Genomic DNA, 13,862 nt, shown 5'->3' on the forward strand with positions numbered 1-13,862 from the left:
AAGAGCGGCACTCGACCACCCTTCGCGCAAGACGAAGGACTTTCCTCCCGCCGCGGGGGACCGCGTCTCGGCGGTCCGCGCGCTGCGGGCCGACAGGCGATCGGGCCGGCAGCATGCCGCCGCAGCAGTGGGTCACCCGGCCGCCCGAGCGAGAACGCGGCGACGCTCGCCGCCGCCGCAGTTCGGCTGTCGACTGCCGTTGACGCCGAGGCGCTGCCGTTGCTACACTAGTAAGGCGCGGCGCTCCGCCCGGAGCGCCCTTTTCGTGTGTCGATCGTCGCCGGCGCGAGGCCGGCCGAGGTGTGTAAAGGTGTACGCGATCGTCGACGCCGGCGGGCATCAGCTGAAGGTGCGCGCAGGACAGGTTCTGGATATTGACCGGCGCGAGCTTGCGCCGGGAGCAGCCATCGAGTTCGACCGGGTGCTGCTCCTCGCAGACGGCGCGTCGGTCACCGTTGGCCAGCCGACAATCCCTGGCGCGAAAGTGCGGGCAACTGTGCTTCGTGAGGTGAAAGGCGAAAAGATCGTCGTCTTCAAGTACCGAGCGAAGGTGCGGTATCGCCGCCGCCTCGGTCATCGCCAGCGCTACACTCGGGTGCGGATCGACAGCATCGAGGGAGGCAGTCATGGCGCATAAGAAAGGGGTCGGCAGCTCACGCAACGGCCGCGACAGCAACTCCAAGCGGCTTGGCGTAAAGCTGTATGACGGGCAGTTCGTGCGCGCTGGCGGCATTATTGTCCGCCAACGCGGCACGCCGATCAAGCCCGGCCGGAACGTTGGCGTCGGCCGCGACCACACCCTGTTCGCTCTGGTCGACGGCATCGTCAAGTTTGAACGCGCTGGGCAAGAGCACCGCAAGGCGTCCGTCATTCCGGTGGCGGCAGAATGAAACCGAAGATCCATCCTCCTTACACTAAGGCGGTGATCACCTGCTCCTGCGGCGAGACGTTTGAGACCGGCTCGGTGAAGGCAGTCATGCGGGTCGATGTCTGCAGCAAGTGTCACCCCTACTTCACGGGCGAGCAGCGCATTGTCGACACAGCCGGCCGCGTCGAGCGGTTCAAGCGCCGCTTCGGCATCACCGACTAGCGCCCGCTCTCCCCGGTCGCTTGCCGCCTCCGTTCGCCTCTCATCCCGCCGCGGTAACTAGGCGATCGGTGTTCTCTGCCGCAGGCGCGCCGCGGCAAGCAGCCGCGGCCTGAGCCTGCCCCGCGAGAGGAAGGCCGGGCGGGAGCGGAGACTTCCTTCGACGCGATTCGCTGGCGCGTCGGGGCGCGGAGACGACACCGCCCCGCTGCCGCCTGCCCTCTGCCAGCCGCGCTGCCGTCCCCGCGCAACGGCCGCCGGAGCGACCTACCGCTGCAACTCGCTCGCTGGCGATGCGGCGCTCCTCACCGGCGCTGCAGGACCGTGCCCTCTCCGCCCTGGCCGCCGGTTGTGCGCTTGCGGGACTGTGGATACAATAGCCCGGCGCGGGCGAAGGGGCCTGCAGAAGCAGCGAAAACGCAGCAAGCGAACGCAGTCGCCTGCTCGCGCTGGTGATTGTGCCGAGGCGGAGGAGCGGCCATGAATTTTGAGCTCACTCCCGAACAGCGTGCCTTCCAGCGCGAGGTCGCGGAATTCCTCGCCGCCGAGCTCCCTCCCGGCCGATTTTACGAGGAGAGCCGTCAGTCCCCAGAGCAGAAACGCGAACTCGACCGCTTTCTCAAGGCCCTCGCTCAGAAGCGGTGGCTGGCGATCAGCTGGCCCGTCGAATACGGCGGCGCCGGACTCAGCATTGTCCATCACGCCATCTTCAACGAGCAGATGGGCTATCACAAAGCGCCGAACGAGGCGCTGGTCCCGGTCACTATCATCGGACCGGCCATTCTGCAGTTCGGCACTGAGGAACAGAAGCGGGAGCATCTCCCTCGGATCACGAGCGGTGAAGGCGTCTATTGGCAGCTGTTCACCGAGCCCGAGGCAGGGTCCGACCTTGCATCGCTTCAGACGCGGGCGATCCGGGATGGGGATGAGTTCGTCGTCAACGGGCAGAAGATCTTTGTGGGAGACGGACGCGAGCCCGACTACTTCTATCTCGCCGCCCGGACCGACCCAGAGGCGCCGAAGCATCGAGGGATCAGCATCTTCCTCGTCGACGCGCGAACGCCCGGCATCACCGTCCACAAACTGGATCCGGTCGCCGGCTGGGCAAAAAACCAAGTCTTCTTTGATGACGTGCGCATTCCCGCCAGCGCGCTGATGGGACAGCTGAACAACGGCTGGAGCCACATGCGCGACACCCTCTCGGTGGAGCGCTCGGGGATCGCCTCCAATGGTGAACTGCGCCGCTCGCTCGAAGACCTGATCGAGGCCTGCCGGCGGCTGCGGCGCGACGGCCGGCCGGTGCTTGAGTACGAATGGGCCCAGGACATGCTCGCCGACCTGCTCATCGAACTCGAGGCGTGGCGGCTGCTCTGCTGGCGCATCGTCCACCTCCAATCGATCGGCGCGCCGATTAACGCCGAGGCGTCGATTGTCGCCATCCACCGCAAGGCGTTCTTCCCGCTCTTTCAGAACGCTGTCTACCGCCTCACCGGGAGCTATGCGCTCTTCCACCGCACCTCTCCGCTCGCACTCGCGGGGGGCGATTTTGAGATGTGGCAGCGCGAAGCGATCCACACTCACAGCGCCGGCACGCCGGAAATCCAGCGCAACATCGTCGCTCTTCGCGGCCTCGGGTTGCCGCGATGAACTTGAGCTTCACCGAGGAGCAAGAGCTCCTCCGCCGCGCAGCGCGCGAGTTTCTTGAGGCGCACTCCCCTCCCGCTGTCGCGCGCGAGGTGGAAGACCGCCGCGAAGCGATGTCGTCCCTCCTCTGGCGCTCACTCGCCGAGCTTGGCTGGCTTGGGCTCGGCCTGCCGGAGGAGGTGGGCGGCAGCGGGGGCGGAGCGCTCGAGGTCGCGCTCTTCGCCGAAGAACTGGGGCGGGCGATCGCGCCAGTCCCGTGGATCCCGTCGGTCGTCTGGAGCGGCGCCCTGCTCGCCGCTTTTCGCTCGCCGCCGCTCGACGACCTCCTGCGCCGCATCATCGCCGGCAGCGCTATCGTCGTTCCCGCTCTTCGCGAGCACGATCTTGGCTACGGTCCGGAGCAGCTGCGCTGCCGCGCCGAGCGGCGGGAGGACGGCTGGCGGCTGACCGGCGAAAAGCGCTTCGTCGTCGACGGCGCGGCCGCTTCGCATTTTGTCGTCCTTGCCCGCGACGGCGCCGGGAGACTGACCGCCTTTCTGGTCGAGGCAGGGGGCGAGGGCGTCACGGTAACTGCGCATCCGACGACGGCCGGCGACGGCTTGGCGAGCGTGCAGCTGGCGGAGGTCCGGCCGCTCGACGTGATCGGACCAGTCGGCAACGGCTGGGCCGCCATCCAAAACGCCGAGCAGCGCGCAACGAACGCGCTGACAGCGTGGATGCTGGGCGGCACCGAGAAACAGCTCGAGGCTGCGGTCGACTACGCGAAGGTTCGGATACAGTTCGGCCGCCCCATCGGCTCGTTCCAAGCGATCCAGCATAAGCTGGCCGAAGTGCGGTGGCGGCTGGATGCGCTCCGGCTGCTGACCTATAAAGCCGCCTCCTCCCTCGCCGCCGGCCGCGACGCCGCGATCGAGGTGTCGGAGGCGAAAGCGTACGCCAACCGCTGGATCAGCTGGTCGATGCACCGCATCCACGAAGTCTTTGCCGGCATCGGCTTCATGCGCGTCCACGACACCCAGCTGTACTACCGCCGGCTGAAAGTTGCCGAGTCGATCTGGGGCGATGAGCAGCATCACCGCCGGGAGGTCGTCCGCGGCCGGCTGCTCCAGCCGCCCCCCTAAGCTCCTCCCGAAACGAGACAGCCATCGCTCGGCGCTGCTCGGCGCGCCCCCGGAAGGCAGACCGTTCCCGCAAGATGCCGGCAGCGCGCCAGCCAGAGGATGCCCCTCTCTCCGCAGCGCTCCCTGCTGCGCCCGCCGCTACTAGATTCGGATCGGCGGCAGGCGCCACGTTTCACCGCGCGTCCAGCGAATGGCCGTGAAGCCGCGCTCGCTCACGCTATCATCGCGCAGCACCTCGGGCTCGTAGTAGTAGCCGCGCTCGACGAGGCGGACGCCATCGATCGTGAGATCTCCCTCCAGGAGATACAGTTCGTCGCCGCCCGGCCGAACCGCGCCGCTGCCGCGCCAGCCAGCCGGCGCGCGCATCAGCCATGTCGTCCACCCCGTCTCGACATCGTCCCAGAGATGCTTCGCCTCGAACCCGGCGGGCCGGCCATTCTCGAGCAGGACAGGCTCCCAGGGCACGGCGTTCAGATTGGCATTGGAGACCGCGCGGTTCCTGCACCAGTGAGGCGCATGCGGCGCGATCCATTCGCGGCCGTCCCAGTTGGGCGGGATCTCGGTGAAGGTGAAGTCGGCCGGCGCATCGATCTTGATCAGGATTTCTGCCCCCGAGGGGAACCGGTAGCCCGCGGGATGCCACCAATAGGGCGGGTGCATCAGGTAGCCGAGGCTGTGCCAGTCGTACCAGCCGGCGAAGTCGCACGTCCCCGTCAGCAGAAAATTCTCTTCATGACAGGTGTGGTATTCGAGCAGGTGCCCGCGGTCGTTGCGGCGCGCGCTGTCAATAAAAATGACGAATGTCTCGGCGCCGCTCTGCGGGTCATAGGCGAGCCGCTCGCGCCAGCCGCCGTCGCGCTCGACCACCTCGCGATCGGCGCGGTTCGACGGCGCAACCCGGATACGCTTCATCAGCGACCTCCGCGAGAAGGAGTTCCGCTAGGGGGGTTGGGACAAGCCGCCTCGCCGCCAGGCACGGGAACGCCGGCTCGTTGAGGAGAGCCGTCCACCACCGAAGAGCGGGCACGCTCGCCCAGCGGTCCAGTGAGGAGAAGCGCACTGCCCGCCGCTTCCAGCAGCGCGTTGTCCGCTGGCGTCACGTTTCCCGGCCTGAGCGCCTCTCGGGACTGCAGCCGGCCCGCCCCGACGCTGGCGCGGCAGCGGGCACCGCGCGTCGCCGCCGGGCCGCAGCCGACTCTGAGTGCGAGGGAGACAGCGGCACGCTTCTCACCCTGCCGGCCCACCCAGCGAGCCTCCGCGAGCACAGCGGGCATCAGCCGGCCAGCAGCAGAGCGGACGCGAGGCTGGGAGAGCGCGCCGTCTGCCCCCTGGCCGGCAGCGGGCCCGTTCAGCGGCGCTGGGACGCCGAGCAGGGTCGGCAGCCCCTGAGTCGCGGGAAGGCGCGAAGACCGGCGCCGCTGCGGCAGGAAAGCACGCCCTCGAAGATAGCCGGCCGGCCCGGACCACCGAGCAGCGCAGAAACCTTGAACGTCTTCGGCCATCCGCGCCGCTGGGTTCGAGGCCGTGCCGAGCGCGGTTCCAGCCGTCTGAGCCGACGCCGAGCCTGAGAAGGATGCGGCTGTCCGACGACGAGCAGGGGTGAACCGTTCGCGGCAGCGTGCAGAGCAGCACGGTGACGCAGCTGCCGGCGGGTGCCCGCCGCGCCACCGCCGGGCAGGCCGTTGCCGAGACAATGGCTCATCGCCCTCGACCACTGCTTCCAGCAGCGCAGGGCCGAGTTTCTCGCGCTGCCGGATGCGGTTTCGTGTCATCCGACCCCTCAAGAATGCGCGCCCCGCTCCGCTCTTCCGGCCGCCGCTGCCGCCTCCGCGAGCCACCGACCAAGGCGGGCGCGTCGGCAGAAGCTGGCCGCCGCGCCGAGAGCAGGAGGAGCAACGCCTCACAGGTCGACCGTCGCCGCGTCATAGTAGCGGAGCGCTTGTTCCTGCTCCGCGGCGCGCTGCGCTGAGCCGTCAGCATAACGCCGCTCGGGGTCGGGCTCGAAGAAGCGGTCGCCGTTCGCCCGCGATTCGAGCTGGACGAAATGGCAGCGCGGCATCCGCGCCCGCTCGTACCGCCGGAGGGCGGTCGGAACATCCTCTTCCATCGTCAGGCAGCGCGCCAGCACCATGCCGTCCTCGATCGCCATCCCCGCCCCTTGGCCGAGAAACGGCAGCGCAGGATGCGCCGCGTCGCCAAGCAAGGTCACGCGGCCGCGCCCCCATTCGGGCAGCGGGTCGCGGTCGAAGAGCGCCCACTTGAAGCACAGCTCCGGCGGGGTGGCGCGAATGACGTCGAGCACCGCCGGGTCCCAGCCGGCGAATTCATCCAGCACCTCCGCGACAGGGGTGTGCAGCTTCCAGCTTTCCTCGGCCCACGCGCCCTGCGCCGAGTGAGCGACATAGTTCATCAGCGATCCGCCGCGCACGGGATACCGGAGGAAGGCATGGTCCGGCCCCGTCCAAAGGCACGAGGTCGGAAAGCGATGCTCCGCGCCGAGCCGCTCCATTGGCACGAGACCGCGCCACGCGACTTTCCCCGTGAAGCGCGGCGCGTCCGGACCGAACAGGCAGGCGCGCACTTGCGATCGGATGCCATCTGCGCCAATAAGCGCCGACCCCAGCGCGCGGACGCCGTTCTCGAACTCGGCGACAACCCCTTCGGCCGTCTCCTCGAAGCGACGAACGGTGTGGCCAAGCTGGATGACCACGCCTGCCGCGCGCGCGGCGTCGACAAGGATCGCATGGAGATCAGCGCGGTGGATGAAGTACTGCGGCGCGCCGTAGCGTTCCCGGCTCGCAGCGCCGTTCGGCGTCAGCCGAAGCAGTTCGCCGGTCTTCCAATGGCGCGCTCCCGCCGACTCAGGGAGCACTCCTTTCGCTTCAAGCGCTGCGCCGAGGCCAAGGTGCTCGAGGACCCGGGTCGCGTTGGGATACATCGTAATGCCGGCGCCGACATCGCCCAGTTCGGCAGCCTGCTCGAACAGCATGACCGCGTGTCCCCGACGAGCGAGGGCAAGCGCCGCCGTCAGGCCTCCCAGCCCTGCTCCGATAACTATCACCGGCAAGCGTCCCCACGGCATGGTCTCATCGTCTGACACCTGCCGCGCCCTGTCAAGTAAGGGGCCGCCAAGGAGGCAGCGCGCCGGCGGCGGAGGGCCAAAATGATGAGCGCCGCGGCGGCGCGAAAGCGTGGGGAACTAGAGGGAGCCCTTCAGCGCCGCGCCGGCGAGCTGAGCAGCGTGCGGACCGCTCGTACGGCTAGCCGCCGCGCGAGCGGTGGAGCACCCGAACAAGCCCAGGTCGACATGCAGAGCGCCGCGGCGAGAGAGAGGGCCGTCTTCGCGGCAATGAACGCCGGCGCTCCCCGCCGCCTCGCTATCGATCGGCGCGACGAGACAGCTCGGCTGCTGCCGGATCACTCGGCCAGACCGCGGGAGGGGAGGCTGGCCTCTGCGTGAACGAACTCGCCGACGCTCTGCGCGAAGCCGTCTGCTGCGCCGGATGGCCGCGGGGTCGGCGCGCCCCGCCTCCCGCGCTACAGCATCTTATCCGCCATGATGATGGCGCGAGCGATATCAACGAGCTTGCGGTTTTCGTTCTGGCTTTGGATCTGCATCCGACGAAACGCTTCCTGCTCGGTCAGGTTGCGCCGGTTCATCAGGATGCCCTTGGCCTGTTCGATCAGCTTGCGCGCCTCGAGCGCTTCGCGCAGATCGTCGATATCCTTGCGCAGCTCGCGAAACTCCTCAAAGCGCGAGGTGGCAAGGATGATCGCGGGCAGGAGGTCCGCCTCCGAAACCGGCTTCATCAGATAGGCGAAGATGCCGGCGTCGGCAGCCCGTTCGGCAAGCGATTTCTCGCTGTACGCTGTCACCAGCACGATCGGCACCGGGCGCTCGGCGGTGATCTGCTTCGCCGCGTCGATACCGTCCATGCCCGGCATCCGGATGTCCATGATCAGCAAGTCCGGCTTCAGTTCGCGGGCGAGGGCGACCGCCTCTTCTCCCGTCGTTGCCTCGCCGACAACCTGATGCCCCATTCCCTCCAGCTGCTGGCGGAGCGACAAGAGACGCAGCGCCTCATCGTCAGCGATCAGCACGCGCAGGCTACGGCGCTGGAGCGTGGCGCTTGCATCGCGGCGTTGGCGTGTGGTCATGGCGCACCTCGATGGCGTAGGCGTTGTGATTGAGAAGCGCGCAGTTCGCGGGCGTGGTCGTGCGGCGCCGGAGCGACCGGGCGCGAAGCAGGGAGGTGCCGCTGGCAGAGCGGAACTGTCTCCGCTCAAAGCGGCGCCCGACGAAGCCAGGCTCCCAGCACTCGGGTCGGCCTCGCGGTCCGCAGGCAGGCCGCTGCGGCGATGCCGCGCGATCGGTGCTGCCGCGCTCCCCAGCCGGACGCATCACGAGCGCTGGCTTCGGCTGCTGCCGCGCTGGGACCAGCCCGGGCGCGGCTGCGCAAGGGCACGGCTGGAGCGGGAGCGCTGTCAGCGAGGATGGGGAGAGCACCATCGCCGGCGCAGGGCCGCCAAGGAGAGCGAGGCGCGCTCGCACGATGCGGTCATCATTGACCCATCTCCGTCACAACCGTCTATGAAATTGTACCGTCTTTCACAAACCTCCTCGCGCGCAAGGAGGAGCGGATAGAATCCGCCCGCCTGCCGCGCGAGCGGAGGGAACGCCGGCGTGAGGAGGGAGCGTGACGATGCAGCGTGTTGTGGTCACCGGCCTCGGCGCGGTGACGCCGGTTGGGCTGTCGGTTGAAGAGAGCTGGCGCAATCTGCTCGCCGGCTGCTCGGGCGTAGGGCGGATTACCGCCTTTGACACCACAGGGTTCGAAGTGCAGATCGCGGCTGAGGTGCGCGGGTTCGACCCGCTCGCCTATCTCGACCGGAAAGAGGTTCGCCGGACGGACCGCTTCGTTCAACTTGCAATTGCGGCGGCGCGCCAAGCCGTCGACGATGCTGGCATCGAGGTGCGCGACCAGCCCGACATCGGCGCAATCGTCGGCAGCGGCATCGGCGGAATCGCTACCCTCGCTGAGCAGATCCGCGTCCTCCACGAGCGCGGGCCAAGCCGCGTCAGTCCCTTCCTCGTACCGATGATGATCGTCGATATGGCGTCGGGGCAGGTCTCGATCCAGCTGGGATGCAAAGGCCCGAACTATGCCGTTGTTTCCGCCTGCGCAACGGGCGCGGATGCAATCGGCGCCGCCTTTGAGACAATCCGGCGGGGCGATGCGCGGGCGATGATCGCCGGCGGCACCGAAGCGGCCATAACCCCTATCGGCATTGCGGGGTTCGCGGCCGCCCGGGCACTGTCGACGCGCAACGACGACCCTCCCCGCGCCTCGCGCCCCTTCGACGCCGAACGTGACGGCTTCGTCATGGGAGAAGGAGCGGCCGTGCTCGTCCTCGAGTCGCTCGAGTCTGCGCTGGCACGGGGGGCGAAGATCTACTGCGAACTCGCAGGCTACGCCGCAACTGCCGATGCCTACCATATCACCCAGCCCTCCGAAGGAGGCGAGGGCGGCGTGCGAGCGATGCGCCAAGCTCTCCGTTCAGCTGGGCTGACCGCCGATGAGGTCGATTACATCAACGCCCACGGCACCTCCACCGAACTGAACGACAAGCTGGAGACCGTGGCGATTAAGACCGTGTTTGGGGAACGCGCCTACCAGATCCCCATCAGTTCCACGAAGTCGATGACTGGACATCTGCTGGGGGCTGCGGGGGCGTTTGAGGCCGTCGTCTGTGCCAAGACGATCGAGACCGGGTGGATCCATCCGACCATCAACCGGACAACGCCTGACCCGGAGTGCGACCTCGATTATGTCGTGGAAGGAGCGCGTCAGGCGCGGGTGCGGGTGGCGCTCTCAAACTCGCTCGGTTTCGGCGGCCACAACGCAACGCTTGTTTTCCGGGCGTTCGAGCAATAGCGCCGAGGGGTGGTACAATCGCCGCGCCGACCTGCAAGTAATCATCGGCGGAGGGTAGGACCGTATGACGACCGAACCAACCGTGAGCCAACCCGGACTGGTGCTCGGTCCCGGCCCTGAAGGGTGGTGGGATTCGGAGCGCGTCTCCTCCCCTCAAGTGCTGCGCGATGACGACGGCCTCTGGAAGATGTGGTACTACGGCCGCGACCCCGCTTTTGACCGGATGATCAATCTTCCTACCGGACGATGCGGCCTTGCGGTCTCCCGTGACGGCGTCCACTGGGAGCGGGTCAAGGGCCCCCTGACGATGGGCGCAGTCTTCGAGCCGACCTCCGACCCGAACCGGTTCGACAACGCGCATGTGGGCGTCTCCGATATCCGCCGCGAGAACGGTCTCTACTGGATGTGGTACTTCGGCGGCGACCAGAGCACGATCGAACTGAAAATGGGGGAGCAGACGATCAAGGCGAAAGGGGTGCAGATGCGTCCCGGCTGCGCGATCTCGCGCGACGGGATCCATTGGGTGCGCCTCGACGGCCCTTACCGCGGCGCCTTCCTTGAGCCGGGCGCGCCTGGTGAGTTCGACGCGATGTTCTGCGCGTGGCCGCGCGTCATTCAGGTCGAGGATGGCAGCTACCTGATGTACTACCACACTCTCGACCGCGAGAAGGGATTTGTCGTCTGCCTCGCTTCGTCGCCCGACGGCTTCCGGTGGGAGAAGCGCGGTCCTATCCTTGGTCCCGGCGCACCCGGCTCGTTCGACGAGCGCGGCATCTCTTGCCGTCACGTTATCAAGCACGACGGCCAATACCTGATGTTCTACGAAGGCACCAACAACAGCAGCTATTACTGCATCGGCCTCGCCCTTTCTGACGACGGAATTCATTGGAGAAAGGACACCGAGGGCGAGCAGCCGGGCGGACCGGTCTTCTGCCATGCGCCGAAGGGCTCAGGGCGCTGGGATGCGCGCGCCGTCGGCACGCCCTGCGTCGTGAAGATGGACGACGGCAGTTTCCGGATGTACTACATCGGCGCGAATGAAGGCGGCTACGACGAGCTGTCCACCCAGCACCAGATCGGGCTTGCCGTGAGCGATGGGCCGAACTACCGCCGCTGGCGACGCTGGGGGGAGTAACCACGCTGCTGGCGATGGGCCGGCGACAGCACCGCCCACCGTGACGATCACTCACGCCGACCGGCTGCTCTGGCCAGCAGAGGCGATTACCAAGGGTGACCTCGCCGACTACTACCGCGAGGTGGCGCCGCTCCTGCTCCGCTATGCCGCCGGCCGCCCGGCAACGTTGGTCGTCTTTCCGCGCGGCCGGGACGGCCCTTCCTACTACCGACGGGATCGCCCGAGCGACGCCCCAGCGTGGATCGGCAGTGTCTCCTATTCCCGGCGCTCTGCGCCGACCTCATCCACCCTCATCCTCCTCGCGCACCCCAATGACCTCCTCTGGTTCGTCAATCGGGGCGCGATCGAGGTGCATCTTTGGATGGCGCGGCTTCCTGACCTTGAGCATCCGGATCAGCTGGTGTTCGACCTTGACCCTGGAGACGATGCGCCCTGGGAAGCCGTGCTCGAATGCGGACGGCTGCTTCACGCCCTGCTCTCAGCGGCTGGCATCGAAAGCGTCGCAAAGACCAGCGGCGGCCGCGGCCTGCACGTCTATGTGCCGATTGCGCCGGGCCCCTCGTTCGAGGAGGTTCGCCAGTGGGCGAAGGCAGTCGCCGATCATCTCGCCGCGGCGCGGCCCGACCTTGTCTCCGTCAGCGGAGGCGCGACCCACCGCGGGCAGCGTGTCACCATCGATTATGCGCAGAACAGCATCGGCAAGAATATGGCCGCGCCCTACACCGTACGCGCTCGGCCGGGGGCGCCGGTCTCAACCCCCCTTACTTGGGAGGAGGTGCACGCCGGAGCGGTGCACCCCAGCCAATTTACCGTGCGGACGATCCGCGACCGACTTGCGCAGGTCGGCGACGTGTTCGCCGCTGCGCTCAGCGCGCACCAGCGCCTGCCGGCGCCACCGCCTCCACCGTGAAGCCCGCCATATATCCCTCGTAGATTGCAAGCTGCAAGCGGCGCGGCGCCACGCAATCGCCGGCGGCGAGAACGGGCAGACCATCGGCAGCGAGGGCACGCGCGAGAGAGTCGTTCGCCCGGTAGCCCGTGTTCAGCACCACGGTATCGACACCCGTCAGCACCCTCGTGCGTTTGCCAGACACCGACTCGAGGCGGACGGTGGTGCCCTCGATCGCGGTGACGAGCGTGAGCGGCATCAGCTCGACGCCGGCCTCTTCCAAGTCGGCAATGACATAGGGAAACTCGGCGGTGAAGAGCAGGTCAGGCACGCCAATGTGAGGCGCAGAAGTGACAAGGGTCACGGCGCGATTGAGGCGGGCGAGGAAGAGCGCGATGCTTGCGCCGGGAGCATAGGCTTCTTCGTCATAGACTAGGACCCGCTGCCCGATTTGCTGGGGAAAGAGCAAGGCGTCCCAGCTTGTCAGCACGTTCGGCTGGTCGACACCCGGGATCGCGCCGCCGTGGGGACGGAGGGGACTGACACCGTTCCTGAGCGGGAACGATCCCGTTGCGACGACAATCGCATCTGCCTCGCGCAGAACCGGGTCGCGCGGCACAATCGTCCGGTTGAGCCGCACCGTGACCCCGCATTGCCGCAGCTGCCGCTCCTGCCATGCCGTGAACGCGGCGAGCCGTTCCCGATGAGGCGCGAGGGCAGCGATTGCAACTTGGCCGCCCAGCCGGTCGGTCGCTTCGTAGAGCGTCACGTCATGGCCGCGCAGCGCTGCCACGCGCGCCGCCTCCATGCCCGCAGGCCCGCCCCCGACCACAACGACGCGGCGCCGCTGGCCGTGGGGAACGAGCTGCTCGACCCCAATCGCTGCTTCGTACCCGAACGCAGGATTGACAACGCACTGCGTCTCTTTCCGCTGGTTCAGCCGCGCAACGCAGTGATTGCAGAAGATGCATGGCCGAATGTCGTCGGCGCGGCCTTCGCGCGCTTTCCGCGTCCATTCGCCATCCGCGAGATGCTCGCGAGCAAGCGCCACGAGGTCGGCTTTTCCCTCGCGCACGATCCGCTCCGCGAGCGCGGGCGTGTCGATCTTGCCGGAGACATAGACGGGAAGGTCCACCGCCGCTTTGATCCGCGCTGCGGCCGCAATCGCGTTGCCATCCGGAACGCGCATCCCCGGGATAACCTGCATCAAGTCGTAGTAGGAGCCGACCATCACGCCGAGATAGTCGATGAGGCGGCTGCCGGCGACAAGCTGGCAGAACTCGACCGCTTCGTCAAGCGAGAACCCGTGCGGCATCTTGTGATCGGCGCTTGTCCGGATCCCGACCGTGAAGTCGGGGCCGACTTCGCGGCGGATCGCCGCCAAAATTTCCAAGATAATGCGGGCGCGATTCGTGAGTGGTCCGCCGTACTCATCCTCGCGGATATTGAGGGCCGGCGAGAGGAACGAGCCGAGGAGGTAGTCAACCGAGGTCTGGATGTCGACTGCGTCGAGCCCCGCCGCCTTGATATTGGCCGCCGTCCGCGCATAGTGCTCGACAAGGTCATCGATCTGCGCTTTGGTGATCGCGATCGGCATCTCGCGATAGCTGCTCTGGATCGCCGACGGCGCCCACGACGGCTTGTAGGTCTCGGTCGACCAGGCGTTGTGGCCGATGTGGAGGATGATCGCCGAGATCACGCCGCCGTGACGGTGGACCACCTCAGCCTGCTGCGCCAGCCACTCGTTCGCCGAGCCGTCCCAGCCCCGGCGGCCGATCGGCGCGCGGGGCGAAGTGGAGGGATGGACCGGGGGAGCGTTCGTCATGATCCAGCCGACGCCCGCCCGCGCCCGCTCCGCAAGGTAGTCGAGCATCCGTTTGCCCGGCTCCTCCCAATCGACCAGCCCGACAAAGCCGTGAGGGGTCATCATAATCCGGTTAGGGACACGCATCCGGCCCACCGTGATCGGCGTGAACAGCCGTTCGTAGAGCATTGTTCCCTCTCCCCTCTTTGCGAACGCCAGGCTCTGCTGCGCGATCGCGTGACGCCA

The 13,862-nt window shown here is 67.6% G+C and carries 12 protein-coding genes; 8 read left to right on the forward strand and 4 right to left on the reverse strand.

The genetic code is table 11. The features are described 5' to 3' along the window. The first annotated feature begins 310 nt into the window (after positions 1–310). From rplU to NZ773_08335, 5 genes are all read left to right on the forward strand, one after another. Positions 311–637, forward strand: a complete 327-nt coding sequence (rplU, locus tag NZ773_08315) for a 50S ribosomal protein L21 (GenBank protein MCS6801928.1) — start codon at positions 311–313, stop codon at positions 635–637. Further along, the gene (gene rpmA / locus NZ773_08320; protein MCS6801929.1) at positions 627–890 is read left to right on the forward strand and encodes a 50S ribosomal protein L27; all 264 of its coding nucleotides are present in this window, start codon (positions 627–629) and stop codon (positions 888–890) included. Before rplU ends, rpmA begins: the two co-directional genes overlap by 11 nt. After that, entirely contained in the window at positions 887–1,090 is a 204-nt protein-coding gene (gene rpmE / locus NZ773_08325) for a 50S ribosomal protein L31 (protein ID MCS6801930.1), read from the forward strand. Before rpmA ends, rpmE begins: the two co-directional genes overlap by 4 nt. 477 nt (positions 1,091–1,567) lie before the next feature. Further along, positions 1,568–2,734 carry an acyl-CoA dehydrogenase family protein gene (locus NZ773_08330; protein MCS6801931.1) on the forward strand — a complete coding sequence of 389 codons (1,167 nt, stop codon included), beginning with the start codon at positions 1,568–1,570 and terminating at the stop codon, positions 2,732–2,734. Then, positions 2,731–3,852 (forward strand): acyl-CoA/acyl-ACP dehydrogenase, encoded by a 1,122-nt coding sequence (locus NZ773_08335; GenBank protein MCS6801932.1) that lies wholly within the window; start codon positions 2,731–2,733, stop codon positions 3,850–3,852. Before NZ773_08330 ends, NZ773_08335 begins: the two co-directional genes overlap by 4 nt. Positions 3,853–3,993: 141 nt before the next feature. Here the strand turns inward: NZ773_08335 and NZ773_08340 are convergent, their stop codons facing one another. The 3 genes from NZ773_08340 to NZ773_08350 all read right to left on the reverse strand — a co-directional run bounded on the left by NZ773_08340 (position 3,994) and on the right by NZ773_08350 (position 8,010). After that, on the reverse strand, positions 3,994–4,764 hold the full coding sequence (locus NZ773_08340) for a hypothetical protein (protein ID MCS6801933.1): 771 nt from the start codon (positions 4,762–4,764) through the stop codon (positions 3,994–3,996). Between the two features lie 988 nt (positions 4,765–5,752). Continuing rightward, entirely contained in the window at positions 5,753–6,952 is a 1,200-nt protein-coding gene (locus NZ773_08345) for an FAD-dependent monooxygenase (GenBank protein ID MCS6801934.1), read from the reverse strand. Between the two features lie 437 nt (positions 6,953–7,389). Further along, positions 7,390–8,010, reverse strand: a complete 621-nt coding sequence (locus NZ773_08350; GenBank protein ID MCS6801935.1) for a response regulator — start codon at positions 8,008–8,010, stop codon at positions 7,390–7,392. 545 nt (positions 8,011–8,555) lie between these two features. Here NZ773_08350 and fabF point away from each other — a divergent pair. The 3 genes from fabF to ligD all read left to right on the forward strand — a co-directional run bounded on the left by fabF (position 8,556) and on the right by ligD (position 11,833). Further along, positions 8,556–9,788 carry a beta-ketoacyl-ACP synthase II gene (fabF, locus tag NZ773_08355; protein MCS6801936.1) on the forward strand — a complete coding sequence of 411 codons (1,233 nt, stop codon included), beginning with the start codon at positions 8,556–8,558 and terminating at the stop codon, positions 9,786–9,788. 64 nt (positions 9,789–9,852) lie between these two features. Beyond that, positions 9,853–10,923, forward strand: coding sequence for a glycosyl hydrolase (locus tag NZ773_08360; protein MCS6801937.1), 1,071 nt, complete (start codon positions 9,853–9,855; stop codon positions 10,921–10,923). Then, positions 10,883–11,833: a non-homologous end-joining DNA ligase gene (gene ligD, locus NZ773_08365; GenBank protein MCS6801938.1), complete on the forward strand. Its 951-nt coding sequence runs from the start codon at positions 10,883–10,885 to the stop codon at positions 11,831–11,833. The genes NZ773_08360 and ligD overlap by 41 nt, the downstream gene beginning before the upstream one ends. Here ligD and NZ773_08370 read toward each other — a convergent pair. Then, the gene (locus NZ773_08370; GenBank protein ID MCS6801939.1) at positions 11,790–13,805 is read right to left on the reverse strand and encodes an FAD-dependent oxidoreductase; all 2,016 of its coding nucleotides are present in this window, start codon (positions 13,803–13,805) and stop codon (positions 11,790–11,792) included. The genes ligD and NZ773_08370 overlap by 44 nt on opposite strands. Positions 13,806–13,862: the final 57 nt, after the last annotated feature.

The sequence above is a fragment of the Dehalococcoidia bacterium genome (assembly GCA_025054935.1).
GTDB lineage: Bacteria > Chloroflexota > Dehalococcoidia > SpSt-223 > SpSt-223 > JANWZD01.

Coding starts and splice junctions, on each gene's coding strand:
- rpmA (MCS6801929.1), top strand. CDS start 627: ATGGCGCATAAGAAAGGGGTCGGCAGCTCACGCAACGGCCGCGACAGC.
- rpmE (MCS6801930.1), top strand. CDS start 887: ATGAAACCGAAGATCCATCCTCCTTACACTAAGGCGGTGATCACCTGC.
- NZ773_08330 (MCS6801931.1), top strand. CDS start 1,568: ATGAATTTTGAGCTCACTCCCGAACAGCGTGCCTTCCAGCGCGAGGTC.
- NZ773_08335 (MCS6801932.1), top strand. CDS start 2,731: ATGAACTTGAGCTTCACCGAGGAGCAAGAGCTCCTCCGCCGCGCAGCG.
- NZ773_08340 (MCS6801933.1), bottom strand. CDS start 4,764: ATGAAGCGTATCCGGGTTGCGCCGTCGAACCGCGCCGATCGCGAGGTG.
- NZ773_08350 (MCS6801935.1), bottom strand. CDS start 8,010: ATGACCACACGCCAACGCCGCGATGCAAGCGCCACGCTCCAGCGCCGT.
- fabF (MCS6801936.1), top strand. CDS start 8,556: ATGCAGCGTGTTGTGGTCACCGGCCTCGGCGCGGTGACGCCGGTTGGG.
- NZ773_08360 (MCS6801937.1), top strand. CDS start 9,853: ATGACGACCGAACCAACCGTGAGCCAACCCGGACTGGTGCTCGGTCCC.
- ligD (MCS6801938.1), top strand. CDS start 10,883: ATGGGCCGAACTACCGCCGCTGGCGACGCTGGGGGGAGTAACCACGCT.
- NZ773_08370 (MCS6801939.1), bottom strand. CDS start 13,805: ATGCTCTACGAACGGCTGTTCACGCCGATCACGGTGGGCCGGATGCGT.